This window comes from Candidatus Thiodiazotropha sp. CDECU1, from assembly GCF_963455295.1.
Taxonomy (GTDB): Bacteria; Pseudomonadota; Gammaproteobacteria; order Chromatiales; family Chromatiaceae; genus Thiodiazotropha.
On record NZ_OY734020.1, the window covers coordinates 2,658,864 to 2,685,497 of the forward strand.

At 52.2% G+C, this 26,634-nt stretch carries 25 protein-coding genes, 1 tRNA gene and 1 pseudogene; 6 read left to right on the top strand and 21 right to left on the bottom strand.

Annotated features, from left to right (window positions below):
- Nucleotides 1-128: 128 nt before the first annotated feature.
- A complete protein-coding gene (locus tag R2K28_RS12090) occupies nt 129-1,004 on the top strand; it encodes a LysR family transcriptional regulator (protein ID WP_116447210.1) in 876 nt (291 codons plus the stop codon).
- A gap of 29 nt (nt 1,005-1,033) precedes the next feature.
- Here the strand turns inward: R2K28_RS12090 and ndk are convergent, their stop codons facing one another.
- From ndk to R2K28_RS12115, 5 genes are all read right to left on the bottom strand, one after another.
- Nucleotides 1,034-1,462, bottom strand: a complete 429-nt coding sequence (gene ndk / locus R2K28_RS12095; protein ID WP_116447211.1) for a nucleoside-diphosphate kinase — start codon at nt 1,460-1,462, stop codon at nt 1,034-1,036.
- Between the two features lie 139 nt (nt 1,463-1,601).
- Nucleotides 1,602-2,756 (bottom strand): MFS transporter, encoded by a 1,155-nt coding sequence (locus R2K28_RS12100; RefSeq protein WP_316364627.1) that lies wholly within the window; start codon nt 2,754-2,756, stop codon nt 1,602-1,604.
- Nucleotides 2,757-2,776: 20 nt separating this feature from the next.
- Complete coding sequence (aroC, locus tag R2K28_RS12105) at nt 2,777-3,874, bottom strand: chorismate synthase (protein ID WP_316364628.1); 1,098 nt, start codon at nt 3,872-3,874, stop codon at nt 2,777-2,779.
- 3 nt (nt 3,875-3,877) lie between these two features.
- Nucleotides 3,878-5,200 (bottom strand): TolC family outer membrane protein, encoded by a 1,323-nt coding sequence (locus R2K28_RS12110; protein WP_316364629.1) that lies wholly within the window; start codon nt 5,198-5,200, stop codon nt 3,878-3,880.
- Between the two features lie 104 nt (nt 5,201-5,304).
- On the bottom strand, nt 5,305-6,147 hold the full coding sequence (locus R2K28_RS12115; RefSeq protein ID WP_316364630.1) for a M23 family metallopeptidase: 843 nt from the start codon (nt 6,145-6,147) through the stop codon (nt 5,305-5,307).
- 171 nt (nt 6,148-6,318) lie between these two features.
- Between R2K28_RS12115 and R2K28_RS12120 the strand changes: the two genes are divergently transcribed.
- Nucleotides 6,319-6,405, top strand: a tRNA-Leu gene (locus R2K28_RS12120).
- Here R2K28_RS12120 and R2K28_RS20455 read toward each other — a convergent pair.
- The 9 genes and pseudogenes from R2K28_RS20455 to R2K28_RS12160 form a co-directional block, all read right to left on the bottom strand.
- Complete coding sequence (locus R2K28_RS20455; protein WP_442871440.1) at nt 6,359-7,201, bottom strand: zinc ribbon domain-containing protein; 843 nt, start codon at nt 7,199-7,201, stop codon at nt 6,359-6,361. The two genes, R2K28_RS12120 and R2K28_RS20455, sit on opposite strands and share 47 nt — an antisense overlap.
- 312 nt (nt 7,202-7,513) lie before the next feature.
- Nucleotides 7,514-7,948 (bottom strand): annotated as a pseudogene (locus tag R2K28_RS20460) (recombinase family protein); the annotation flags it as partial.
- The gene (locus R2K28_RS12130) at nt 7,914-8,240 is read right to left on the bottom strand and encodes a hypothetical protein (RefSeq protein ID WP_316364635.1); all 327 of its coding nucleotides are present in this window, start codon (nt 8,238-8,240) and stop codon (nt 7,914-7,916) included. The gene R2K28_RS12130 and the pseudogene R2K28_RS20460, both read right to left, overlap by 35 nt.
- Complete coding sequence (locus R2K28_RS12135; protein ID WP_316364638.1) at nt 8,237-8,677, bottom strand: hypothetical protein; 441 nt, start codon at nt 8,675-8,677, stop codon at nt 8,237-8,239. The genes R2K28_RS12130 and R2K28_RS12135 overlap by 4 nt, the downstream gene beginning before the upstream one ends.
- Before the next feature lie 217 nt (nt 8,678-8,894).
- Nucleotides 8,895-9,557 (bottom strand): hypothetical protein, encoded by a 663-nt coding sequence (locus tag R2K28_RS12140; RefSeq protein ID WP_316364642.1) that lies wholly within the window; start codon nt 9,555-9,557, stop codon nt 8,895-8,897.
- Nucleotides 9,554-9,841: a hypothetical protein gene (locus R2K28_RS12145; protein ID WP_316364644.1), complete on the bottom strand. Its 288-nt coding sequence runs from the start codon at nt 9,839-9,841 to the stop codon at nt 9,554-9,556. The genes R2K28_RS12140 and R2K28_RS12145 overlap by 4 nt, the downstream gene beginning before the upstream one ends.
- On the bottom strand, nt 9,838-11,592 hold the full coding sequence (locus tag R2K28_RS12150) for a type IV secretory system conjugative DNA transfer family protein (protein WP_316364646.1): 1,755 nt from the start codon (nt 11,590-11,592) through the stop codon (nt 9,838-9,840). Before R2K28_RS12150 ends, R2K28_RS12145 begins: the two co-directional genes overlap by 4 nt.
- Before the next feature lie 2 nt (nt 11,593-11,594).
- Nucleotides 11,595-12,449 (bottom strand): hypothetical protein, encoded by an 855-nt coding sequence (locus R2K28_RS12155; RefSeq protein WP_316364648.1) that lies wholly within the window; start codon nt 12,447-12,449, stop codon nt 11,595-11,597.
- Nucleotides 12,446-13,717 carry a hypothetical protein gene (locus tag R2K28_RS12160; RefSeq protein WP_316364650.1) on the bottom strand — a complete coding sequence of 424 codons (1,272 nt, stop codon included), beginning with the start codon at nt 13,715-13,717 and terminating at the stop codon, nt 12,446-12,448. Before R2K28_RS12160 ends, R2K28_RS12155 begins: the two co-directional genes overlap by 4 nt.
- 589 nt (nt 13,718-14,306) lie before the next feature.
- On the opposite strand from R2K28_RS12160, the gene R2K28_RS12165 reads away from it, so the two are divergent.
- Together R2K28_RS12165 and R2K28_RS12170 are read left to right on the top strand one after the other, a co-directional pair.
- Entirely contained in the window at nt 14,307-14,543 is a 237-nt protein-coding gene (locus R2K28_RS12165; protein ID WP_316364653.1) for a hypothetical protein, read from the top strand.
- A 9-nt stretch (nt 14,544-14,552) separates the two neighbouring features.
- Entirely contained in the window at nt 14,553-16,121 is a 1,569-nt protein-coding gene (locus R2K28_RS12170) for a hypothetical protein (protein ID WP_316364655.1), read from the top strand.
- 157 nt (nt 16,122-16,278) lie between these two features.
- Here the strand turns inward: R2K28_RS12170 and R2K28_RS12175 are convergent, their stop codons facing one another.
- Nucleotides 16,279-16,812, bottom strand: coding sequence for a hypothetical protein (locus R2K28_RS12175; protein WP_316364658.1), 534 nt, complete (start codon nt 16,810-16,812; stop codon nt 16,279-16,281).
- A gap of 33 nt (nt 16,813-16,845) precedes the next feature.
- Entirely contained in the window at nt 16,846-17,358 is a 513-nt protein-coding gene (locus R2K28_RS12180; protein WP_316364660.1) for a hypothetical protein, read from the bottom strand.
- A 367-nt stretch (nt 17,359-17,725) separates the two neighbouring features.
- Here R2K28_RS12180 and R2K28_RS12185 point away from each other — a divergent pair, with 367 nt between their 5' ends.
- Nucleotides 17,726-18,613 (top strand): hypothetical protein, encoded by an 888-nt coding sequence (locus R2K28_RS12185; RefSeq protein WP_316364662.1) that lies wholly within the window; start codon nt 17,726-17,728, stop codon nt 18,611-18,613.
- Between the two features lie 341 nt (nt 18,614-18,954).
- Here the strand turns inward: R2K28_RS12185 and R2K28_RS12190 are convergent, their stop codons facing one another.
- The 3 genes from R2K28_RS12190 to R2K28_RS12200 form a co-directional block, all read right to left on the bottom strand.
- Nucleotides 18,955-19,947 carry a hypothetical protein gene (locus tag R2K28_RS12190; protein WP_316364665.1) on the bottom strand — a complete coding sequence of 331 codons (993 nt, stop codon included), beginning with the start codon at nt 19,945-19,947 and terminating at the stop codon, nt 18,955-18,957.
- Nucleotides 19,948-20,465: 518 nt separating this feature from the next.
- Nucleotides 20,466-23,075 (bottom strand): S8 family peptidase, encoded by a 2,610-nt coding sequence (locus tag R2K28_RS12195; protein WP_316364668.1) that lies wholly within the window; start codon nt 23,073-23,075, stop codon nt 20,466-20,468.
- Nucleotides 23,068-24,063 carry an AAA family ATPase gene (locus tag R2K28_RS12200; RefSeq protein WP_316364671.1) on the bottom strand — a complete coding sequence of 332 codons (996 nt, stop codon included), beginning with the start codon at nt 24,061-24,063 and terminating at the stop codon, nt 23,068-23,070. Before R2K28_RS12200 ends, R2K28_RS12195 begins: the two co-directional genes overlap by 8 nt.
- Before the next feature lie 237 nt (nt 24,064-24,300).
- Between R2K28_RS12200 and R2K28_RS12205 the strand changes: the two genes are divergently transcribed.
- On the top strand, nt 24,301-24,978 hold the full coding sequence (locus R2K28_RS12205) for an antirestriction protein ArdA (RefSeq protein ID WP_316364672.1): 678 nt from the start codon (nt 24,301-24,303) through the stop codon (nt 24,976-24,978).
- A gap of 20 nt (nt 24,979-24,998) precedes the next feature.
- Here R2K28_RS12205 and R2K28_RS12210 read toward each other — a convergent pair whose 3' ends face one another.
- Complete coding sequence (locus R2K28_RS12210) at nt 24,999-25,688, bottom strand: hypothetical protein (protein ID WP_316364675.1); 690 nt, start codon at nt 25,686-25,688, stop codon at nt 24,999-25,001.
- A 122-nt stretch (nt 25,689-25,810) separates the two neighbouring features.
- The gene (locus R2K28_RS12215) at nt 25,811-26,431 is read right to left on the bottom strand and encodes a tyrosine-type recombinase/integrase (protein ID WP_316364678.1); all 621 of its coding nucleotides are present in this window, start codon (nt 26,429-26,431) and stop codon (nt 25,811-25,813) included.
- Nucleotides 26,432-26,634: the final 203 nt, after the last annotated feature.

Consider the following 26,634-nt stretch of genomic DNA (forward strand, 5'->3'; position numbering starts at 1 on the left):
GATACCCGGCGCCTACCAACGTTCTAGTGGTTTCTGGATGGGCACTAACTAGTGGAAAAACATAGGGGAAAATGCTACATAATACAAATTCATATTTTTCATTTTTTCCATTCTTATAAGGAATAGATATGGAATTAAATACCCTTCGCGCCTTTGTGCAGGTGGCTCGTGACGGCTCTTTCTCCCAGGCCGCAGAACATCTATACCTCACCCAACCCGCTATAAGTAAGCGCATTGCCACCCTGGAGAGTGAACTCGATACCCGACTATTCGATCGCATGGGGCGCCAGGTATTCCTCACCGAAACCGGCCGCCATCTGTTGCCGAGAGCGGAGCATATAATCGATCAGTTGAGCGATATACGGCGTGAACTTGCCAACCTCACAGGTCGGGTTGCCGGAAGACTGGCCATGGCCACCAGCCATCACATCGGTCTGCATCGTCTGCCGGCCGTTTTGCGCAGCTACAGTGATACCAACCCCCAGGTAGAGCTGGATATCCACTTCATGGAATCGGAAAAGGCGTGTCAAGCAGTGGAGCAGGGGGAGTTGGAGCTGGCGGTCATAACCCTCCCGTTACACCCTGTGGACGCCCTGCAGAGCAAGACGATCTGGCATGATCCATTGGCCGTAATTGTCGGCCTGGACCACCCCCTGGCAAAACAGAGCACAGTCGGTCTACGGGAGTTGATTGACTACCCTGCGGTTCTGCCGAGCCGTGGCACCTATACCCGCACCCTGATCGAGCAGCGAATAGGCCAACATCACATGCAGGTCAACTGCACCCTATCCACAGACTATCTGGAGACCCTGAAGATGATGACCACCATCGGCCTGGGCTGGAGCCTCCTGCCTGAGATCCTGGTGGACGACAATCTGGTCCCGTTACAGGTACCCGAGCTCAAACTTAACCGCTCGCTGGGCATTGTCACGCATCGGAAACGCACCCTCTCCAATGCGGCACGCGCGATGAGAGAGCTGTTACTTTTCTATGGCAACAAATAGGCGCAGCAAAACCAAGGACCCAGTGTAGATCAGCGGGTTCTTGGGCAGACGCCTTCGGGGAAAAAGAAGCTGATTTCAACCTTCGCCGTATCCGGACCATCAGATCCATGGACTGCATTTTCATCCACAGTCTCGGCAAAATCGGCCCGAATGGTACCCGCTGCCGCCTCTTGTGGATTGGTGGCCCCCATGATCTCGCGATTACTGGTGATGGCATTTTCACCTTCCAATACCTGAACCATCACAGGACCGGATGTCATGAAATCGATCAGATCATTGTAGAAGGGACGCTCTTTGTGTACGGCATAGAACTCACCGGCCTGCTCACGACTCAGTTGCATCATGCGTGAGGCCACAATCCGCAAACCTGCCGCTTCGAAACGGCTGTAGATCTTACCGATCACGTTTTTTGCTACCGCATCCGGTTTAATAATGGATAGGGTCTGTTCGATGGCCATAGTGGAGCTCCCGGGTCAGAAGTTGGCGATGGATTGAATGATTTGAGACGAGTGTTGCGGTGCAACAGGCGCGCAACTTACTGCCCAAGAGGTCGTCTGTCAAGGGATTGAACACCCGATGGATAGCCGATTGTCCACTTTACCCGACCATTGCATCCGTCATCTCATCCCGCTCTACCCAGCGCCACGCGATGACAACCGCCAGCAGCGCATAGGCTGCAGCGATCCAGAAAGTCGCGGCGGCCCCGATACCACTCCAAAGATAGCCGCTGAGGAGACTGCCGAATGCCCCTCCGGCACCAAAACTGACACTACTGTAGAGTGCCTGCCCCCTGCCCTGGTGGCGACCGACGAAATAGTGGTGCACCAGATGAATGGCTGCCGCATGGAAGGTTCCGAAGGTGGCGGCATGCATCACTTGAGCCAGCAGCACCAAGAACAGATTATCAGGGGCTGAGCCCACCAGAATCCAGCGTACCACCGCTATCCCAAGGCTGATGATCAACACCCTGCGCGCACCCCATCGATGCAGCAGGCGGTGCATGACCAGAAACAGCCCCACCTCGGCGATCACACCCAGGGCCCACAGCTGGCCGATGAAACTGCTGGAATAGCCTACCTCTTCCATATAGATGGAGTAGAAGGCGTAGTAGGTGCTATGGCTGGCCTGCATCAGAAAACAGACCAACAGGAAGGCGATCACTTCACCCCGTCGCAACACCTGCATGATAGATCCCTGATCATGCTCAGGCATCACCGCTTCTTTCTCCGGCACCAGCAGGCTGTTGGCAAAGATACCGAGGAACAGAATCAGCACAAAATAGGGGATCACCACCACCCCCCACTGATCCAGCATGATCCCCAAGGCAACAACCGTGAGAATAAATCCGATCGAGCCCCACAAGCGGATCAGGCTGTAGCGTTGGATTTGCTCCCTCAGATAACTCATGGTGACTGCCTCGAATTGGGGCAGCGATGCATTCCAGAAAAAACTGAACAGCATCATCACCAAGGCGAACGGCCAGAATCCGTCGGCGATGAAGACACCTAGAAAACAGGCGAGAGAGAGCAGTGAGGCGAGGCGCACGATGGGCATGCGGTGACCGGTATGATCACCGATCCAGCCCCAGATATTGGGGGCGATCAACTTGGTGACCATGATCACCGCCATCAGCTCACCGATCTCTACCGGGGTGAAATCCCGTGCCTGCAGGTAGAGCCCCCAGAAGGGGATCAAGGCACCGAGGGATGCGAAGTAGAAAAAGTAGAAGCTGGAAAGACGCCAGTAGGGCATCCGCATTTTGTTAATAGGCCTTAGTTGTCCGATCCAATATCCCTTAGACCTGAATTGACATCCATATTCTGTCCTCGTTGGCGCAGCAGGTGATCCATGACCACGATTGCCATCATCGCCTCCGCGATGGGTGTGGCGCGAATCCCGACACAGGGATCGTGACGCCCGGTGGTGACAACTTCCACGGGATCACCCTCACGATTGACCGTCTTACCCGGCAGACGCAGACTCGATGTCGGTTTAAGGGCAATCGAAGCCAGCAGATCCTGGCCTGAGGAGATTCCTCCCAACACCCCACCGGCATGGTTGGTGAGGAAACCGTCAGGGGTCATCTCATCCCGATGTTCCGTGCCCTTCTGCTCAATACACCGGAAGCCGGCACCCAGCTCGACGCCTTTTACCGCATTTATGCTCATCAGGGCATGGGCAAGATCGGCATCCAGGCGATCGAAGATGGGTTCCCCCAATCCGGCGGGCATGCCACTGGCCACCACATTGATGCGGGCACCGATGGAGTTTCCCTCCTTGCGCAGGGCGTCCATGTAGGCCTCCATCTCCGCTACTTTATCCACATCGGGTGAGAAGAACGGATTCTTCTCCACCTGATCCCAATCGAGTTTTTCCGCCTTGATCGGTCCCAGTTGCGCCAGGTAGCCACGGATCTGAATGCTGTAGCGCTCGCTGAGATACTTCTTTGCAATCCCACCCGCGGCGACCCGCATCGCGGTCTCACGGGCGGAGGAGCGCCCGCCGCCTCGGTAATCCCGAATTCCGTATTTCTGATTGTAGGTATAGTCCGCATGTCCCGGCCGGAAGCGGTCCATGATCTCAGAGTAGTCCTTGGAACGCTGATCGGTGTTGCGAATGAGCATACCGATGGGTGTGCCGGTGGTTTTGCCCTCGAAAACACCGGAGAGAATCTCCACCTCGTCCGCCTCCCGCCGCTGGGTGGTATGGCGCGAGGTACCGGGTTTACGCCGATCCAGATCGTGCTGCAGATCGCTGGCTGAGAGTGCCAGACCCGGGGGACAACCATCCACGATACAACCAATGGCCGGACCGTGTGACTCGCCAAAGGATGTCACGCTGAACAGCTTGCCGATGGTATTGCCTGACATGGTCTAACGTTCCAACCAGCCGTTGACCCTTTCCAGGTCCGATTCGCTCAGGGTGCCGGCAGCGGATTTCAGGTTGAGTCCGTTGATGATGTAGTCATAACGGGAGTTGAGATAGTCCCGTTGCGAAGAGAACAGATTACGCTGCACATTGAGTACATCGACGATGGTGCGGGTGCCCACCTCATACCCTGCCTGGGTCGATTCCAAGGCGCTTTGGGCGGACACGGTCGCCGCTTTCAGGGCCTCGACCTGGCTGATGGTGGAGAGTACGCCCCGGTAGGCATCCCTCACCTGCCGGTTCACCCCACGGCGGGTTTGATCCAGACCCTGCTGACTGGCACGGAAGTTGGCTTGCGCCTGGCGGGTTTGGGCGCTCACCGCGCCGCCGGTATAGATGGGCACCTCCAGGGAGAGCCCGATGGTTCCCGTATCGGCTTCGGTGGCGGTATCGGAATCACTGCGATTCATGGTGTAACCACCCACCAGGTCCAGGGTGGGATAGTGGCCGGACCGACTCACATCGATCTCCTGCTTGAGACTCTCGAGGCCAGCGCGGGCGGCAATGATACTGTAGTTCTGCTGCTGGGCGGTGTCCGACCACTCCTGCAGGATATTGGGTACCGGTGGATTGAGTGCCAATTCCTCCCCCAGCTTTGCTAAGTCTTGTGTAGGCTGCGGGCCAATGATCTCAAACAATGCCTCCCAGGCGTTGTCGAGACTGTTCTCGGCTGCAATCTCCGATGCCCTGGCCGCATCGAAAGCCGCCTGGGCTTCATGTACATCGGTGATGGCGATCAGGCCCACATCGAAACGCTGCTGGGCCTGCTCAAGCTGTCGCCCGGTGGCTTCGCGCTCCGCCTTTGCAACCCGCAGGTCATCCTCAGCGGAGAGAATATTGAAATAGGTGGTGGTGCTGCGCACCATCAGATCGATCTCCGCCGCTGCATACTCGGCCTCGGCCTGAGCGATGGTACTGTCCGCCTGCTCCAGTTGCAGCAGCCGGTCCCGGCGATAGATCGGCTGGGTCAGATTCAATCCCAGGGCCCGGTCATGATTGGTACTTTGATCATCGAAGGGAACCCCCTGTAGGGTCTTGAGATCCCGGCGCACCACATCATAGGTGGCACCCAAGCCTACTGTCGGCAACAGTTGGGAGCGGGCCAGACTCTTTGATTCACGGGCCGCGCTCAACTGCTCCTTGGCTGCCTGCAACTGAGGATCGTTTTGCAGCGCCAGTTGATAGATCGTCATCAGATCCTCTGCCTGAACTGGCAAAGCGAGGATAAGTGTCAGCAGAATCAGGATCAATCGCTTCATCGATTTCATTGTTATTCCATCGCCAAACGGCGGCCAAACTCAACAAAAAATACCGGGTGACTTTAACACAGATCCACGCCCTGGCCTGTAACAAAAATCAACCAGCCCCACCCCTATTCAGTCTTGGGCATGGGAGGCACCAGGAACTGGGGATCGATGCGGGCCTTGCGCAGATTCATACGCCAATCGAGATGGGCGCCGGTTACCCGTCCGGTGGCACCGATCTCGGCGATCGGATCACCCTGCCTTACCCGATCACCCTCCTTGACCAGTATCTTGTGCAGATGCAGAAAGGAGGACGAAAGCTGATGACCATGATCGATGATCAAGGTTCCACCCGAATAGAACATATCAGGATAGGCCAGGGTTACCAGGCCATCAGCCGGCGCTACCACCAGGGTACCCACCGGTGCGGCGATATCGACCCCGAAATGGGGGCGTTTTGGGACGTCATTGAGGATCCGCTGACTGCCGTAAACTCCCGAGATAATCCCCTTTGCCGGCCAGATAAATCCGTTCATGAAGTCGTTGCGGTCATCATTCCGCTTCCGCGCCTGCTTCACCAACGCGGTCTCCTTTTTGATCCTTGCCCAGTCACGTTTTGGGGGGGTGACTTTGCTCGGGGGCAGGCCGTCGATCTTCTGGATCTGGTACTCCCTTTTAGCGATTTTTATCTGCTGTTTTTCGATCGATTTACCCGCTCTGCTTACCTCCAGCGTATGCTGCAAGCCGTCATCCCGGCCGAAACCAAGCAGAAACACACCCTCTCGCGAAACCCGTATCGACTCATCATTGAATCTGACCTGATTCCCCGGTTCTGTTTTACCAACCAGCATCCCCCCCTGAATCATTTTTCCTTCCAGGGTCAGTGAAGCGGCCGTAAACGGCATCAGGCAAAACAGCAGCAGGAAAAAGGCATACCTCACTCTTACTGAGTCGAAAAGTAGGAAATTCATAGCAACCTTGCACCAGGGTCTGTTTACACTAAACAAATGATCTACAACATGCAGCAAACTAACACAGTTGAGTTTGACCAGCCAAGCGGATCGATTATCAGGATTGACAGAAAAAGAAACTGGTTGTAGAGTTCGCGGTCTCTACGCCGGACGCCGGCAGACCACATCTTAGCCGAGGTGGTGAAATTGGTAGACACGCTAGCTTCAGGTGCTAGTGGGGGCAACCCCGTGGAGGTTCAAGTCCTCTCCTCGGCACCATTTGAATATTCCTGTTGAAGACCCCCTCTAATGTCTTGAACGGCAAGGACAATTCGGGGGTTCGATACATCCCTTTTCGATCCCATATCAGACGCTCGGAAAACACCAGTCTGAGCACCGCGCGCTTGTCTTCAAACCGGCCAGCCTTCCATATTTTCAAGGGGTTAGACAGCAGGTGCATGGCGGTTCGATACATCTCGTCGAAGGTGCGCGGCGTTTGACCGCACCGGGTCAGTTTTTCCTCTAGAAGCACACGCTTTTTCTCCAGAGCTGCAATGCGTTTTTCAAAGGCACTGACCACACTGGCACTCTGCGCATCCACGATACGATCAAGAAGCTGGTCGATGTTCCGCCCTGCTCCGGCAATCTCCTTTTCCAGATGCACCTGCCGAAGCTCCTGAGAGCGTGTGCGATGGTCCCACAAACGCCGGAACATCTTCTCCGCTATGGTCATCAACGGTTTTTCCGGGGTGACCCGCGCCAACAGTGATTCGAATTCACTTTCCAGATAATTACGCCGGATGGATTTTCCCTTGTAACCGCACTTCCTGTTCTGACAGACATAATAGGGATAGTGCTTTCCCGTATGGCTTTTCGACCAGGCGGCTGTGAGCGCGTTTCCGCACTCACAGGCCACCGCACCCCGCAAGGGAAAATCAAGATTGAGGTCTTTGCGTGCCTGGGCGTTCGTGCGCCCGGCCAGACGGTCCTGTATCCGGCAAAAGGTTTCGTAAGTAATCAATCCTTCATGTTTGCCTTTGCGCATTGAGATGCCCCAGGGCTCATAAATGATCATGCCTGCATACAGCGGGTTGGTCAGGATCGCCCTGGCCCTGGTATTGCCGATCCTGCCGCTCGCCTGTTTGGGAAACTCCGGGGTGGCTTCGAGAAAATAGCGAACCTCACGCGCCGTTTGAAACCGCCCCGTTGCAAACCCTTCCAGAACCTCCACAAGAACGGACGCCGCAGGCTCGTCCCTGACCAGGATTTTGCCGTGCTCTTTCGACCTGGTGTATTTGTAGCCAACCGGCGCGATAAAGGCGTGATACCCTGCCTCAAGCCGCGCTTTGGTTTTCTGGCGGGTCTGGCGGCCAATCTGCTTGCGTTCCAACTGGCCCTGCGCCGCGAACAACGTCTCCATGAACTCGCCTTCCGGCGTATCGTCAAAACGGTAGTTGAGGCATTCCAGCCGCGCCCCGAAATTTTTCATCGCGTGGCGCAATTGCCAGTGAAACATGGTGTCGCGGGCCAGCCGTTTGAGGTCGTCAAAAACCACGACATAGGGCGTGCGCCTGTTTTTCTCCAGGTAGTTCAGCAGCGCCATCATGCCGGGACGCTTGGCGAAATCTCCCCCGCCCGATACATCGTCCTGAAAAACTTTTTCAACCACGTACTGATGCTCTGCAGCATACTGACGGCACCGAAACTCCTGGCTCTCAAGGCCTGACCCTTCAACCTTTTGCTTGGTGTCCGAGACTCTACAATAAATGAGGCATTTTTCAGGCGTTTCACTCATCACTCTTCCTTTCCCTTTCATTGACATCGCTCATTTCGACATCCTTTGTCTCTACCAGTTTTACCGAATCCCGTGAAGCCTTTTCATCTTCCGGCGCAACAAACAACTGCACGGAATCCAGGCCAAAGCCAATCTCGACAAAGGTGTAAAGGATATTCCAGAGCGCTTCCAGAAGTTCGTTTTCCTGCTCCCGGCTCAATCCGAACTCTTCGAGATGCTCCCGGTATTGCTCCGGGTCGAGCGTAAGGGGAGGCAGCGCGCCATCCTCTACCGGGAGGGTCCTGTTCGTTTTATCTGAATCGGGGGATCGGTCTTTCATGGCCCTGTCTCCGTTTGTTTTGTTGCCTTGTTTTCTCGCCTGTCGCCGGAGCCCTGCCGCTCCCGCCCCTTGTGCGTGCCACAATCATGTTTGTGCGCCTGATATTCATGCTCGACGCCGTTGACGACCCGGTTGCGCTCAAAGGCAAAGGAAAACGCGGGATTCCCCTGGCAGACACGCAGCCAGGCGTCATAGCTTGCCGCTAGTTCGCCAAAGGCGCTGGCCCGGTGTTCCACCAGCCAATGCGCCAGGCTTTGCGCACTTGCCATGACCGGGGAGATCGGCGTGCCAGGCGTGGTCGTTTCGTACATCTGGTAGTGCGTGGCCACTCCGGGTTTCCAGTCCGGCATCTGCCCGCCAAAGAGTGGCTGGAATTTCCCATCTTCACCGACAGGATGCTGCCAGTCGGCGGCTACGCGTCTTACTTCCCGTCCCATACGTATTGCTCCTTTTGGTTGTTGCCCCGTTCAACTGCTCTGTGCCTAGAGCTTGTTGTGTCCTGGTCTGTGGTGGGTTGTGTGTTCATAACGCTCCTTCTAACTCTCTGTTTCGTGTTTTTTCTCTTCTATAAAGTGAACAAAAGGAGAACATGTAACATAACGTCGCATCATCACCTAGAAAAACAAAGACAATGCATGCTCCCGAATTCACAGGTCAGTCTGCACATTGCCGCAGGACATGATTGCGATTGGCTTGGTACACGGCCCTCGCAAATCCGGGCGGTGTTTCGCTTCTCAGGTCAGCCCGTTTTGGTGACGGAGGCATTGTCCAGATTTTTGCTTCGACACCTTCCGGCTTTTGGGTAAGGAGCGGTTGAGGCATCCGAAACCCGTTGCCTGTCCAAAGGCAGGTCTTCTTTGTCCACAGGTCGCCGAAGTGCCAGGGCTGGAAAATATGATTCGGTTTACCCATGTGGTCGCTGAACTTGCCGACAGGGTTTTCTATCATGTAGGGTGCGCCGCTCCAGGTGGCGGCCTGTTCGCAGGCACTGAACAGTTCCAATGCATCACGCAGGAGGTAATTGCCTTTCTTCCTGAAATCCCGCGCCCCGCTAACGGCAACGTGGGTACAGGGCGGAAAGGCAAAGACAATCCCGATGCGCCCACGGATGGATTCCGGTGGACTCCATCCGCGCACATCGCCCCATACGTAATGGATGTTTCCTTCGGTGCGGTCCTTGCGGATACTGTGCTGAACGTCAATGCAATAACACGCGTACCCGGCCAGCGCCCAGGGGCGCACCATGTTGCCGGTGCGGTCACACAGAGAAACCACAACGGGTTTGTCAGTGCCTTTGTTGGTGGATATCTTTTTCACCACCGCCCCACCTCCCGCAGGTCGATCAGGACCAGCAACGGGCATTCACTGCCACGGCGGTATGCCACGACACCGCGCGTACCGAAGTATTCACATTTCAGGTAGATACGATGTTGACCAATTTCCCGGTAGCTGTACTCCCAGCGCAGATGCGGGCCGACGGGTGAAACGATGACAACCGCAAGCAGGAGCAACGGCCAGCGTTCTAACAATCCGGCAATGCCGCGAATAAAACGCGCAAGCACTTGTTTCCAGCGCAGCCGCGTTGGCTTGTAGTGCTTCATCTTGCCCACCATTTACGCAGCCTGAGCTTCACTCTTTTGAGAAACGGCTTGCCATGAAACGGATTGATCCCGGCCTGTTTGCGCCAGGGATGGACTTCCGCGTAAGAGATCGGCTCGATTAAAGCGGGCAGGCAGCGCCGAATGAAAAGCAGGCCGTGCTGACTCCGGCGCACTTCATCCGCTGTCATGAGTGCTCTTCCAGCCTCACCCGTGTTTTCCTGCACGCCCTGTTCATTCGGAGACAGTCCTGCGCTCATGATGCTTTGCTCGCCGAGCAACTGGCTTATCATCGTCAGCGTTCTAGGGGAGCGCTGTCCCGGCAGGAACTGCTTGATTTCGGTTTCGGAAAGCAGCGTCTCTACGGCTGTTCTGCCGTAGGTATTCTCGAAGGCGGATATATCCTGCAAAAACAGATGCAGGCGCAGCCCGTAGGATCGCCCCCAGGTCAGCAGGCTGATAAGGCTGTGAATCTTGTAATTCGTCCCCTCGTCCATAATGAAATAAACAGGCACGATCTTGTTGGGATTGCGTTTGATGGCCGTCATCGCGCACCATTGCATGAGGCCGATATAGCTCTTATAGGCTTCCATACGGCTGGCGTCGGCGACGATAAAAAGGCTTGTTATCTTGTCCTTCGATTTGAGATCGTTCATATCGAAGGTGGAGCGGCGCATGGCTGGCGCAAGCCGACCAAAGGCGAAGGGCGCGAGCGCCTGCTGCGCACCGCTGATGAAAGAATTGAATGTGCGGCTTTCGCCATTGCTCATGAGGGCGAGCAGGCTTCTTGCCTGCGCCCGCACCCACTGGATAAACTCGGAAAGGTCCGCTGCGTCATGGGTTTTCGCCCATGTGCAGTTTTCAATGGGCATCGGGCCATCGGGTCTCTCATTGCCTTCCGCGTCAACACCGACCACCCAGCGCAAGTTCGTTTCAAGCGCATCCCTGTCTTCAATCGGTAAGGCGACAGAAGATAACGTGGCGTCGCGGCCCTCGATCATGGTCTGGAGGATCATGGCCATGCTCATGCATTTGCGTGAGCCTTCACGCCAGTAGGTGTTTTCGCCGTCACTTTGCGCAGGTTCAGGCAAAATCTGAGCGCTTTGTTCCCGAAGATCGTCTGGAACATCACGCAGCCCGCCGGGTCGTTCGAGATCGTCCACGATGATGTCGAGCGGGTTATAGCAGTCCCCGCTGCCGATAATCTCCTCCCACAGCCCGCCGGGATTCAGAACCCGAACCGTTTCACCGCGCTTTTCCAGCGCGTCTTTCAGGACGCAGACCAACTCGCCTTTGAAATCGCTAAAGACTTTCGAGGCCCTGATAGAAAGGCCATTCGTGATAACGCTGTATATGCCTTTACCGGAACCCGCAGGCGCAACTGTCAAAGCATTGGAGGCGTAGTCGCTGAATATCGGTGTTTTCTTGCCCGATGCCATCCTGCCCCAGAACGGCCCGGACTGCGCACGGCTTAGCTCCTTTCGGATGTCCTTATCTTTGGCCCAGATGGCCGTGCCGTCCTTGCCCGTAGCCTGATGCGCACTGGCCCATTCCAGATAACGGGCCAGCAATCCCAGGCTTTCGATGACAAGGCGCAGGCCAGCCAGCGCTGTGCAGCCATAGAGCATTGCGGTGAGCCATTGAAGATCACCGCCCACATACAAAGGCCCCACCTGGAAACAGCCCCAGACCAAAAGGCCAGAGACGATGACCAGGCTGGGGAAATGCACGCTGTTTTGCTCAGGACGGCTCATATCTAATCTTCGATAAAGCCGTGACGGATGCGAACGAAGCCGGGGTTTGCTACGCCATTGGCGATCATATAATCGCGCCAGAACTTGCGAAGCTCCTCTTCGCCGTAGCAATACGCATACACATCATGCCCATAGCCTTGGCGCTGGATCATCAACACCTCAACGTCGATCCCTTCCAGGGATTCCGGTTTCAAGCGGCGATAGACCGGGCGCTTGGCGAAGACGGAAAACGGCGGCATATCGTTTCGCGTGCGGCAAAACTGCACGCTATCGCTGTTCTGGATCAGGTCGCTGACGACGATCAAGCGATCCCCATCGCGAAGCGGATGAAAGCGCCGGATGCTCTGGATCATCTCCAGGATTGGAGATTGGAACCGCTGCTGGCTTTCGGAATCCGGCGACAGCAACTCCGCGATGGCAGGCCCGAAGTTTTTCTCATAGAGCCGTTCCTTCTGCCGGGCCAAAAACCCGGACGTTGCGGCTTCGGCGTTGATGGCTTCCAGCTCACCCGGATGAGTGGCTTGCCCGCAGACGTGCAAGCGCGGTGTTGGAACAGAGCCGATCTGGTCCTCTGCCGTTGTAATGATGCTGAGCTTTTCATTGAAACCAAGATCGCTATAGAGCTTATCGAAATAGTGCCGTAACGAGCGGGCTTGTTCCTCATTGAAGCGTGGCCCGCTGACATCGACCAAAACGACGGTCTGGCGCTGCCCGGCGCTTTCGAAGCACCCATATTCGTTGGCAGTCGCCTTGCCGTATGCCTGAAAGCCCATATAGCCCAGGCCAACGATGCAAGCACATAATGCACCACCCATACCCAGCAAAGCCGGGAGCTGTTTTCTCAGGCGTCTATTCATCGCATATCCTCCTTATCGTTTAACAGGGACTGGTAATGGCTGGTGATCTGCGCCAGCGCATCGGCTTTTTGGGCCGCAAAGTGCACCCGGCTGGCCTTTTCGTGCGAGTCTTTCGCGGCAACGGGAAGCGCGTCCGGCAGATAATCGTCGAACACCAGCAAATGGGTGAGGTCATTTTCGCTGACTGCCGAGCGGCGACCACGGGCGGCGCGGTGATGACTGGTCAAACGGGCGGCCTGCATGCGCATGGTGCTCTCAGCCTGCTTGACCGCCTCTTCCAGCTTGCGGGCTTCCGCACGACACGCTTTCACGGCGGCGTTATAGCGGACGATGCCCTGCACGCCGGACTTCGCAGCCTTTGCCGCATCGCGCTGCGCCTCGTCGAACCGCTCCTCGATCTGCTCCCGGAAATCCTCATACGCATCCACAACTTCATCACGCAGGGTTTGCAGGGCACGGGAGCGGGTCCCGTAACCGGGGTATGGATCGTCAAAGGAGAATTTGCCCTTGCGGTAGGCCAGAACGGACAGGCAGGCACCCGTCAACACCAGAAACAGGGACTCCGGCGTGGTCAGCACCAGCGCATAACTGGAAACACTATGGTGAACGATATCGAGAGACTCAGTGGCCCGCACCAGACCAACCGTCATATGGAACCAGCCCAATATGCCGATCAGTCCGGCGAGCGCAATCCTGGCCCGCAGGCGGGGGATGGAAAAGGCCGGATCGCGTTCATCCTCGGCATTCTTCCCGTAATCCATCCAGCGCCCGATCAGATAGCCGCCCAGAGCGCTGACACTCACATTCGTAAGCGAAATCAGGACGCTTGTTTGCAGCGCAGCGAATGGTCCGGCGACCATATGCGCATTGGCGAAAAACGCGGCATTGGCAGCCGCCTCGACAAAGACGAGGAGCGACAGGACCATAGACGCGGTTGCGGCTTGCGGCTGCGCAGGAGCACGGGTCAAACCGTGGCGCAGGCGAAACGCCTCCAGGATTTGTGCAGCTCTGGCGCAAGTCTTGGACAGACCGGAAAGTGCTTCTCTGGCCTGAGCCAGCAGCGCCTCGATCACCGATGAAATATCGGTTCGTGGCGGCTCCTGCTCTTCGGCATCGGTACGCAGAGCCTCGGCCTTATCGCATGCCTCTTTATACTGCCCCCTGACCTGGATCAGGCGCTCCTCATGTTCCCGGCGCTGCTCATACAGCGCCGCGTCAATCGACTGCTCCCCCAGCCCCTGCGCGACCGCCCGGTCGAATTTGCTCATCGCACTTCACCTTCTGTTTCCCGCTGTAGATAAGCCCCGTGTAGGGTGTTTAAACACGGGGCAAGTCCTCGTTCCACATGATCCCCAGTCTTCAGATAAGCTCTTTGGTGGTAGGCTTTATTGGCGAAATTAGTCATTCTTGTGCTCCATTTTCTGTTTAAGCTGCCGGATATAAGTGCTCTGTAGCCTGTTTTTGCGCCTGAGTTTTGCGAGTTGTTTGGTTATCAGTCGTTGCTGGCTGTACGCTTCGTATAAATCAATACTGAAATGCACAGTAAACGGGGCGGTTGTTATCGCCACGTCCCACTTGCCGAGATATATGCAAAGTCCGAAGCCGAGGACCGATAGCACAAACATCAATGTCCGCAATATCAGTTGCATGGTCATTCCCATCAAAATGTCGATGGCGGGATATTGGCACGGTGAATCTTGACTGGATATTCCGCAGACTCTGACAGGTATGACAAAGTGTCTGACAGCTAGCAAAAGCCTGTAAAATGGGCTTGTGTATAGTGCTTGACTTAATTATGAGAATTGCGATAGAACCAGACAGCAATAAATCATAGATCGCAGAAAGGACAGGCCTTACGTGAGTGGTTTTTCGGAGGACGAAAGATCTGATTTACTTTTAAAAGATGTCTCCCCCGTTTATCAGGATTTGCTTGAACGGATTAGAAAAAAGCATGGGTTCGATGACCTAACAAGCTGTTTTGAGGATTCAATATGGCGTATAGCGCAACAGGATTTAGAGGTATCGGAAATTGCACAGGCGTATCAGAAAGGTAAAGCATCTAGAAAGGAAGGCTCAGAACCAGAACTCGGTTAGAATGCATTTATGAAATCTTTAGACACAGCTAAAGATGTGGATGAACTACGCAGTAGCCACTCGTCCATATATTGTAAGAAACCGTACAATCAGCGAATTCAAAGTCAGCCGAGAGAGTTAGAGCGGAATTTTCCTGATCATGCCGATCTTTTGTACTCAATTTGTTTAGAGGCAACATATGCTGCTTTCAAGAGAAGAAATCATATCTGGATTGGAGGCCTCCTAAAATTTTTTATTGAAGAACTGGTAGAGGAAAAGAATAGAAAATCCTTATTTTCGACTCGTCTCAAAGATAACCAATTAAATCGTGACACACTAAGAAGATTAAACAATCAGGGCGTAGGGGCACCGAGGTTGCTGGCCTTTCTGTGTGTTATTTCTGACCTCTGTGATGTTTCCTTAAAAAATTTGGTTGAGAGGTTTGTAAAATTCTGCCTGGAAAAGTATAGAGGGAAAGTTTTTACAAATAATCCGGCTTTTCATCGGGATAATAGAAAAATCTACGCTGCCAAACACTCTGATTTTCAAGGTGATGGTCGCTTGATCGCCATGGAAATAAAAAATCGGTGGGATAGACAGAATAGAAAAGACATTGTTGGAACTGATGTCAATCACAATCAGCTAACCCTATTCCTGGGGAAACGAGATACCTATGTTTGTATTATTGATGGTGATGGGGAATCAGAAATTGATCCCAATAACATTTTCTGCAAACTGACTCAGGAACCTGTAATACCACCAAGCGAACTCGAAGGCGATATCGCAAAAATTACTGAGGAAGCAGAAACTAATCCCGATGTTTGGAATGGAAAAACGATCCATGTTAAAGGTTTTACTGTAACACGCTCAAAAGTTTTGGAATATTCCAAGCTTCATCTTGAATTACAGATAGGCCAGTATTTTCATCATATGTCCGTCAATAGTAGATTGTTCAGGGAATATCGTGAACACGGGATGGATACTCCATTCAGAAAACGATTAACCAAAGGTTTTGATGAATGGAGAACACGGGCATTTACATATGGCATCAACGTCCTTTACATAGGGCTGTTTGTGTTAACAAAAGAAAATAATGATAAAAAGGTCATTTTTGCAAGGCGATCAAAGAAAGCTGGAATAGACCCCGGCGTAATATGTTACACCGTGAATGAGAATATGCATCCTGAGAAAGATGTAGACCATGTGAATGCAGGCATGCTAAGTGTGAATCGCCTACTTGAACGCAGCCTACCTGAAGAACTAGGTTGGAAGGATTCTGATCATCACAAGAAGCACGACACAAAGCTACTGGTATTTAACGTGAATCTTGGTGGTATAACGTATGGACTTATGGGATATACACAATTACCGATAACGTATTCGGAATTTCAAAAGATGTTTGCTGCAAATGCCAAAGATCGAATGGAGGTAGAAGGATTTATTGCCGTCGATTGTGAGTTGGGGGCACTCTGCGAGTTTGTTCACGAAAATAATTTATACGATCACACGGGTATGGGCGTATTTTATTTACTGCGTAACCAGGGGTATACCACTCGTGAGATAAATGACTGTTTTTTTCAGCTACAGGAAAATGCGTAATTATTTATTTGCGATAAGCAAAATATTGTCCCACCCGGCTTCTCTAAATAAGTAGAATGCACGAATGTCCATGAAGATACGTGCGTATGCTCATCAGTGGTTACTCTTATATCAACCGGCAATCCTCCGCTGTCGAGCACGATCTGGAAATCAGGTTTCAGTGTAGATTACACGATATACCTTCCCTGATTGTAATTTGCGCTTTTCTGACAACGGGAAGCAGGTGCGGCACGGCGGATTGCCACTTTTCTGTTGTTTCCCACTCATCGCTTTTTAACTCCAGGGCGGCCTGTTGGGGAACCGGCCCCTCTGCATCAGCCGGGTTTCTCCAGCCGATATTGAATTCGATTTCAGAAAAGTCTGAAAGCTTATCAAAATACAAATAAAGAGAACCGCCTAGATATTGCGCGTATTCAATGGCGGGCGTGTCCTCTCGATTGATTATTAAGCGGCATATTGCCAGTTCCGGATCGGCAATTCTCTTATTTTTATTTCCAAGAATGGCTGTTTTTAAGTCAATTTTCAGCCAAACGTTATGCAATGGTTTATTGGGCGTGTAGATTCGATAGACCACCCAATAATCATTTGCCCTGAGTTGTTTAGCGTTTATTATATGGGCGCCCCCGTCTTGTGCGACGGTGGCTGTGGTTCCGATAAATAACAATAGAAACAGAAAAGCAATTTTGTTCATACGTCCTTCCTGGAACTGTTGGGAGCGTCGCGTTTAGCTCTCGGCGATCTGCCCGGCTTCAAAGTTCACCTCAATGACCGTTCGTTCATGGGGGTATATTTCCTCACGCGCGCGGCGCAAATCCTGCACGATCCTCGCGAACATTTTCATCTCGTCCTGATAGGCATCCGAGAATACGTACGCTCTCATCTTCGGGTGTCTCGCCAAAAACTGATCGTTTTCCCTGGCTTTTTTATCAAGTCTGGTTAAGTCTATGTCTTCCCACACATATGCCAGTATCGTAATTGTTCCAAAATCTTTTCTGGTGAGGTCCAGCTGCGTTTCATCACTATCAAGAGCGTCTCTTGCCTCTTTAATACGATCCGTATCAAGACCATGCATCTGGAGTTCAATAATCCCTTCGAGAGGATGTCCCGAGCCGGACCGAAACTCAAGCTCAAGTGTGGTTTCAAGCAACCCGCGGATCATGTCCTTCTCCTCAGGCGTGAATTCCGCAGCAATAACGTCCTGCCCGGAACCCCCGGCAGCTTCACGTGAAAATTTCATGACCGGGTTCCCTCTATGGTCAGGTGATGCCCAATCATACCAGCCTTGACCATTGAGTCGGAAGAAGTATCCGAACCAGTCATTCAATGCCCCCGAATGGCTTGCAAACTCGGCCCCGTTGGCTGGCCTCGGAAAGCCGCCCGGTCCATTTCCCAGGGGTTCGCTCTTGTTCGAGTTCACTCCCCTATGGTAGAATCTCGACCCAGGAGCTGAACGCCACGGCTATGAGTGACCGAAAAGACAGCGCTTAAATGACACTGCCATTTCCATGCAGATGATCTCTTTTTAAACCTGCTGGCAAACGTAGTGCCTTAAACACTCTTCGCTACATACAAGTCCAGCATTGTTTATGAAAGGAGATACTCGCATGAGTACCAATCTCTCTAAATTGTGCGCCGATTATTTGCGCACCGCTTACACGGCTACATCTTCCCAAAAGCTGAAAGCAACCCACGCGCGGGAACTGGTTGCGGCCTTCTTCGGCTATAAAAGCCATGCAGCTTTGATTGCAGAAACCGCCTATCCGCTAGATAACCTTGAAGAAGCCTATATCTTTGTCCCGGACATTCCCTTAATGGAACGTCGGCGTAACCGCCTTAGCGGTTTACCGGAGGATTTGCCGCCATCCGAAGCGTTGGCCAAGCAGCTTGCAGCCTTTCTCTCTGATAATGGACATTGTGGCGGCAATGTCTGGCTGTATGAGAGCCTTGAGACCTATATCATGGAGGTCCTGCTGATTGAACATGATAATGTGATTTCAGATGAGCTCTCTGGCACGATGGCGGAGACCAACGCTGCCTTTACCGAATGCCCGTATTATGAGGATGCCAGGATTGAAGATACAGGAGACAAGTTGGTGATTACTGTCACCGGGCAGCTTCAGGGGGAGCCGTTGGATGATAAACTTTTTTGCGGCGATACCATCAACATATCTGTGCGCGTCACCTTACCGCGTATGGCCGGAAAGCGTGGGTTCTATGATTTCGAACTGGAAGCCGGAGGTGCGGTCAATGACGACTGGCGGGATAAAGAGATGCACTACGAGGTACCCAATATCCGGCCCAAGGATCAATGGCTGGAGATGACAGGCGGTTTCCGTCTCGGGGAAACACAGGAGCAGTTCCAGAACAGGCAGACCGAAATCCATACCCTGCGCAATCGTATTGCACAAGGCAAGGCTGGTGTGCGGGATGTAGAACGGTTGTCACACCTCCTGGGTACCGACCAGGAAGATGAGTTTGATAGCCCGTTTTAAACGTCTGGATTAAGCTACCTGAGCGATTATCTTGCTGTCACGGATAATCGCTCAGTCGCTTAATCACCAGAATGCTCGACTTTCGGCCATAGCGCCAGCGGCACGGAAAAGAAAGCACTGCTGCACTGCAATAAACTTCTAAATCGCGCATATAGTTCCGGTATTGCAAAAAAAGTAGTCCTTTAGGCAGGATGCCAGTGAACGTGTAGCCGTTCAATCAGCATTCAAGGGAGCGTTCCTGCTGCCTCCCATGACCAAAGAGCTTTCAGCGCCCTTTGGAAACCAAGACCAGAATGGGGGGATGTTCAGCGATTAAAATTCTGGCCTGTCGGCCAACATAATTAGTGTTCCATGTATGGCATGATTTCCTCTGCGTTATGAATAGCTGGCGGCAGGTTCTTGCCAGATGTGATAAGCATATTCAGGTAATCGTTCCAAGCGTCTCCTGCATACCATTGTGGAGGCTTTAATGCCAACAGGTCTTCATCAATACGCTCGAAAAGTTCTATGAGCGGATCAACGGACGTCAGGTGTTGAGTTGCCCACGTCCGTTCGTCAGAATCGGAGAATGCAAATTCAGTGACCGCTCTAAAAATAGAACTTTGAGCGGCGGTAAGCCGGACACGCGTCATACCGCCAAGATCCGGCAGGCGCTTCCATACTGACAATTTGTCGGAGAACGTCTGGAGCCTATCAAGATATCTCGGCACTTCTTCAGGCAAACTTATGTTTTGGGCTTGGGCATGAGCGAGTTTCGGTTTGAGTTGTTTCAGAAGCGCTTCAACACGCTCCAAATACCAGTCAAGTTCTTCTTCAGGAACGGGAGTATGCCACGCCGAAAACTGTGCTTGAGCGTGCTTGAGTGCCAGCGTGCTTTCGGCGGGCCCGACTCCGGCAGACGATAAGCGCGCACTGAGTAGTTGCAGTTCAAAAAACTCTACCGTGGAAGCGCTTGTCAGAGTTCCATCAACTTCACGAAGCGCCTCATCGTAATGAAGCCGCAGCATCACGCCTGCCGTGCCGCCTAAACCAACACAAATGGCAAACGCGAGAATGCTGATACCTGCCGCACGGATTTTATCGGGTGTCGAAACATCACTATAATCGACCCGCGTTAAATAAACCCCTCCAGAGCCGCCGATCAGCGCAAACAACAGAGGTAAAGCCACCCCGACAATCGGGCTGCTGCTTAACCCTCCAGCAAAACCAATCAGGAGGCCGAGGCATGCCATGCCAACCACAAACCAGTAGATGGCATACCGTAAATGCTTGGTGTTCACGATGGGGGCACGGAGTACCCAAATCCCATTGTCAGCTGACTTCGAACCGGACATTCCTATCTCCTGCACCATAACAACGATTGTCGCCTTAGATTAGCAAATCTTAACGATACCCTGCCTTAATTGCCTGTGAGAGGCATAGCTTGGCATGCCTTTCCAGTGGCCGTAATACGGCACGCTGTTTGTATTACGCTTTGTTCATGATGTTCGCGTTTCACGCAAGGTGTGCGTTGTACTACAACGCTACCTTGGCAAGGGAGATCGCTGCCGCTCTCCCGTTGCATCCCTCTGGGCCGCTCTAGGTTTCGGAAGACGGGAAACCATCCTCCTCAGGCAAGAGCTGAAATGGCGCACCGCAGGCATCGGGCGTTTATGCGCCATGCAACCGTATCGCCGGTTGAGCACTCGCAGGGCATTGAGAATTGTCCTCTCCACCTGCACCGAACCATGCACCAACCGCCCGCCGATTGGGTGCCGTGAGCGTCTCACCACTCAACCACGACCACTGTTTCGCCAGTGGATGATGACCAGGGGAACGCCCCTGGATGCGAAATACAGATAACCACTACGATTTAATGCGCACCTGGTTGCAATCGCAAACGGATTTTTGTTTCAACCTCGTCAAAAACATCGTATTGAACATCTGCTTCAACCTGTAACGTTACAGCAAGAGCAAACGTAATATCCTCATCCTGGTTGAGTCCACCATTCGAGGTATCTCGGCATTGAACACGAATTGGTAATTCCCCATCCTCACCGAAATCCGGTACAGTCAGTTTTTTGTTTACCATTCTCCTTGACCATACCGATCCACGCTTCACCATATTCGCGTCCGGTCCATCAGATTTTAGTGCCAAGCTCCAGCCTTTATCCTCTTCCTCATCAACATCGTCAGCAATAACAGCTTCCAAACTCGCAAGACGATATTGCGCACGCGCAGGATTTACTGGTGAAAACCATGCGATTGTCGTCCGCATTGAACGCGGCACACGATCACCTGACATGGAGGCAGGAAGGGGCATTCTAAAAATCTGCGCCTGATCCTTGCGGATGGAGCCAAATCCCACCAAGGTCACACCATTTTCAGGGGAATGCCGCATCAACTCCGGAGCGATGACGCCATGCCCAAAGTGACGGCAAACTTCTTCTTTTGCCCTGACATGTTGGTGCGGCCCCAAAAGATGATTTTCTTCTTCGTAGAGATCACGAGCATCGTCAGGCCATCGCGCAGCATTTACGGCTAAGGCGCGTGTTAGCAAAGCATAAGTCCATCGTGGAAGTTCTTGCCCTTCGTAAGGGCCATTCTCTCCGACAAGTACCTCAGCAGATTGTAGGATAGCTCGGGTTGCCATAGCTGTAGCTGCGCTGGTTCCACGGGATTTCAAAGTTCCCTGCATACCGCCGCGTGGTGCAGCCACAATAAGCCCCGTCCGCTGAGAAGGTTCAACATAATGAAGTCTCGTATTCTGCCCCTGAGGAAAGGCACGTACTTCCTGACTTCCACCAATCTCCAAGATATCAGGCTTAATTGAACGGTGTAAACCGAGTCCACGCGCACTCGTTATTTGAGGTGTCTGGCCGTCTGGGCCTTCTAGTCTTATGATTCCAGATACATCTGGAGCTGTGTAACCATTCAAATCCCTTGAAATCGCACCCACTGTTACACTATTCAATGCTTCCGCAGGAGAAAGCAAGGTGCGTCCATGAGACAATTCCCTCATTGCTGTGCGAACGATGCCACGTTGTTCATTCTCATCTGCATCTTCAAATGCGCTAGCACTGATACCTGACAAAATAATGGGGTCACCGATATTGCCTGCTGAAATAACAAATAAAACACCTTCCTTTACGGACCACCAGTCCATAAGGCGGGCTAGAGCACTTATTCGACCTGCAAAGCGATTATCAGGCACGCCAATAGAAAAGTTCACAACAAAGACATCTGTTGAAAGCGCTTCATCACCTGTCAATAAGTGCACCAAAGCAGAATGAACCAAATCAACAAATAGCTTGTCTCCTGGTGACCATGGACCAGAATCACTGTCCACAAGCAAAGGAATACTTACGAGGCGTGTATCCTGTAATGGTTTTCCGTCACTTTCCAGGTCTCCACGCAAGATCAGCGAAGCCATCGCTGTGGCATGGTAACGTTGATCGACCGTAGATAGTCTCACGAGATCATGAACGTCTTCTATAACCACACCTCCGTCGAGCGCTGCATGTCCAGCAACAGGCGTTCCATCCAAGAGCGCAACTCGAATCGGAGCAGCAACATCAAAATTTCCCTCCGATTCACCCTCTCCAGTGTCGCTTTCTTTATCGTCTGGTACCGCTTGCCCTATGGTTTGTGGCAAGATGAATTGAACGCCCTCCAGTGTAGCCAGCCCACCAGCGCTTGCCGGGGCATCAAGCATTGTCCGTACTGCATGGACAGGCATCCGGGCCAATATAGCATCATAAGTAAACCCAATTTCCTCAATTATACTTCGATCAACTATTCCCCCACCAAGTCCAGCGATGCGATCTTCCGTCTCCTTTCGCCAGCTTGCCCGTTTTGCTTGATTAATTGTTGGCCATAGTTCAATTTCCAGTGTAGTTTCTTTGTTGTCGTCGAGCGGAAGCCTGTCTTCGATAACTTCACGCGCACTCTCAGTAAGTCTGTCTTCCGGTCCCCAGGGACGTATCTCTAGTAAGAGATCAAAAGCATTCCACCAGGGAGCAGCGCCTCTAGGTTTGGATTCACCATTTTGATATGCCTTCCATAGCGACAATATCTGCTCAAAAACCGCCAACGTTGGCATCGTAGCGTAGAGCGTTCTTGAAAGCGCTTTTTCTTTGTCTGGGGGAATAAATCCTTCAGGAAACGCCAAAACCTCTTCAAGTTCAGTTTCAGCAAATACCTCAAGACCTATGTCACTAGCAGCACGTGCGAAATTTTGGATATTTCCGGCAGTGATGAAAACCAGCGCCCGCTCTGGAGCAATACCGGCTGGGTCTTGACGAAGTACAACTTCCGGCTCATCTGTATTTAATGCACCATCAAGGCGTTCGAATGTTCTTTGGAAACGGTGGCTCTGAATAGTTTTTCCTGGCCCATGTGGTCGCGGTGGTGTTCTTGGCTTACCAGTTTTCCTGGTAAATGGCGTCGGGTCAGGAAATCGTAAAATAGGTCTGTCAGCCATCTTCCATGTCTCCATCAGGTTTATAACGCCGTGAAGCAAAAACTTTCACGCGACTATCAAGAATAGACCGCAATTCACGTTCCCCCTGTGCCAAAGCAAGACGACGCTTTACGTCCAAAAAGAAAGCTTCCGCCTCTGAATAGCTCGTCGGCATGAGTGTTTCACACAGACGTTTCGCTGTATAACCTGGTTGTCCATAAAGTGTTTTCAGTTGATCAGAAAAGTACGAAATCATTTGTTTCGGCGATGGCTTGTCAAGCTTAAGCCGAAACTCAAACCGTCGCCAAGCTGCCCTGTCAAGCAGCTCTGGATGATTGGTTGCGCCAACTAATACACAGTAAGGCGGCAAATCATCAAGCTGTAAAAGCAGTGTCGTTACAACCCGCTTTATTTCGCCGGTTTCATGAATATCACCACGCTCTTTACCGATAGCATCGAACTCATCAAAAAACAGCACACACGGCTCTGTTCGTACAAAATCAAATAAACGCCGTAATCGTTGCGCCGTCTCGCCAAGATAACTCGTTACGACTGCCTCATATCGCACTGTGAAAAGTGGAAGCGCCAATTCAAAGGCTAAAGCTTCCGCAAGGGATGTCTTGCCGTTTCCAGGTGGACCGGCAAGTAACACACGATGCCGCGGCTCCATACCGTGCGCCCTTAAAACGTCAGCTCGCTGCTGCTCTTCTATCAGTTCATCACATGCGCTTCGAACTGATTCATCCAAATAGAGATCGCATATTGACCGCCTGGGCTCATAGCGTTGAATTCCACCTGAACCATCTCTCACTCTCGGAACAGGCTTAGCATGCCCGTTTCTATTATTTGGTTGCGCAGTATCGAGAACGCGCGCAATTCGGTCTGCCACACCCGTGTGCTTTTTTGCCCGCTCGTCCGCAGCAATCGCTTCAGCCGTTGCCCGCACATCCGCTGCGTCCCCCATAACACCTGCCTTTACGAGATTGATAATGAGATCACTTCGTGCCATGGGAATAAACTCTAACCTCTCTTGATATGCTTACTTTTACTGCACCACTTCTGCGATTCGCCCGTATTTCGCCATATTGCCACGGATTTACACGAAAGTCTCCCGGAATATTCATTTTTAGCACGGTTAATCAAAAACAACCCATTTCCCTTCACTTACCGATACCGGTAAAGTTCCGTTTCTTTAGCGAATGCTACTGCTGAGAACTCTGCTCATATCTAGATCTCCTTAGCTCCCGTGAAATTTAACTGTGGCAAGCCTGGCATCAGCCCGGACGCTGCAAGTCTTCCCTTCGGCTACGGCCATCAAACCCGTGTCCTCATTCTTGCGGGCCGCGCCAATTTTGATGGCCTTCGGACCGTTCCGCTCTCCTTAATGGCTGCTGCCTGCCGTGAAGCCACGATTTCACGAATAGCAGGAGATAAGACCATGACCACCTTTTACGCCCAGCCATACTCCATCGATCACACCGGATTTTACTTTGACAGCCTTGAAGCTTTCGAGGCCGGAATGGAAAAGCTGAACGCCAAAGGCTGTGAAGAAGTCGAAATCCAGTTTATTGACGGTGAATGTGGCCTTACTCGACTCGCCAACGCCGCCGGGATTGGTCAGGGAACCGTTGCACTCTGGTTTGAAGAACTAGATGACCTCGATACAGAGCAAATCGACCAGCTTTGCTTCCTGCTGGATTGCGGCTTTGACCTGGAGGACGCTCTCACACGCTACGAAGAGGTCTGCATCTTCCACGGCAGCGCCGCCGATTATGCGCAGGAGCTAATCGAAGAGACCACCGATATTCCAGAGAACCTGCGCTTCTATATCGACTACGACGCCATCGCCCGCGACATGGGCTACAACGGCGAGATCGTTGAGATTGACCGCGAGGTGATCGTCACCAACGCCCACGAGTTCTAGGGGCATGCCCCTTATCAGAATTATTGGTTCCCTGTTTCGGAACGCTCAGGCGCTTTGATATTCAGGGCTGTTTCGGCAATAAGAACATAGCGTTCGAGTCGGTGAACAAACAGCACAATGAAAAACATAACCAAATAGAGAAACATAAGCCCAAATGCCACATGGTCAATCCATTCGAAGTTTGTTTTACTGCCATCAAAATATTTATATAGCGCAACAAGCGTGGCAACAGACACAGGTATAATCCCAACTTTCTCTATTGCCCCAACCAACAATGCAACGCGGCCTCTCATTTGTGCTGTTTCAAGCTGAAGACGTTTCAAAACATTAACAAGAAGTGATTCTTCATATCTGGAAAGAGATTGAGCAAGCTTAAAGTCTTTATTTGTAGAAGTGCCTACAGGCTCCAGAAAATGTTTCGAGGGTTTTCTGGCAATTTTAATTGCTTCAATTGGAATTGCTAAGAGATATAAAATTGCTCCTATTTGGGAAATCACAATAAGGACTAATACTGTTAATTTCTGCCGTTCCCCTTCAATTTCAATATTTGCAGTGAGCAGTGCAATGAATAGGGCAACAATAAAAGAGCCTGACGATATAATTAATGTCCATTTCTGAAAATTGTTATCGTAGAGTTTGATTTTTAAATCAGCGGGTGCATCGTGGTCCGAGATTTCCTTGAAAATACTTTCTATTGATCCCATTTCCATTTGATTTCCTCGAAGAACAAGTTGATGTTTATCGTCTACGGCGTTTCCTTCTCACGACTTGAAAAGCACCTGTAGCGCATTATGGCACACGCATTGAGTAGTCTGAGAAGGGGGCATGCACTTCACAATTCAAGCCCGAAAAACAAATCACGCAACTCACGTGGCTGGATATACAAATATTCCAGCGTCTGGGCCTCGGTGCGGTGCCCGAAGGCGCTCATGAGCAGCGGTAGTGACGCGTCATTGGCTTTACGCTGCTGATAGCCCCACGTCTTGCGCATGGTATGTGAACCGAACTGGCCGTGAAGACCGCCATACCGGCACCATTTTTTGACCAGGCGGTTGACGGACGAGACACAAAGAGCCGCCCGGCGGCGCTGCGAGAGAAAGAGTGGCGCATCCGGGTCGCTCCGCGCGGGGTGAGCATTCAGCCAGACCCGCAGGGCGTAATAAGCTGTTTTATTAACGGTCACAGCCCGGTATTTGCGGGTCTTCTTCTCTTTAATCTCCAGCAAGTCTCCGGGTTCCAGGTTTTCCACCTGGCCCACGGTCAGGGACAATAAATCGCTGGCGCGAAACGCTGTGTTGATTCCTAACGTAAAGAGGCAGTAATCCCGCCAATTCCCTTCACCGGAGAGATAGCGCTTGATCTCGCTGATTGCTTCCAGGTCACGGATAGGCTCAACCTTGAGGGTCGCGCCTTTGGGCGGGTGGTTACGGGATTGGGTGCTTCCTCTTGGCATGGCGATCCTCCTTGATCATTTAGTATAACTATCAATAAATGGATAATAATTGATAGTGTAAATGCTTGCCTTTGTCTGTCAAGCGGTTTTGAGGGGGGAGTGTGAGTCATCACCTGCAATCGCGCACCCCTAACATACTGATAAACAGGAGATATTTCGTGATGATCAATTTCTATCCATAAGTTGATCATTCCAAGTCTAAA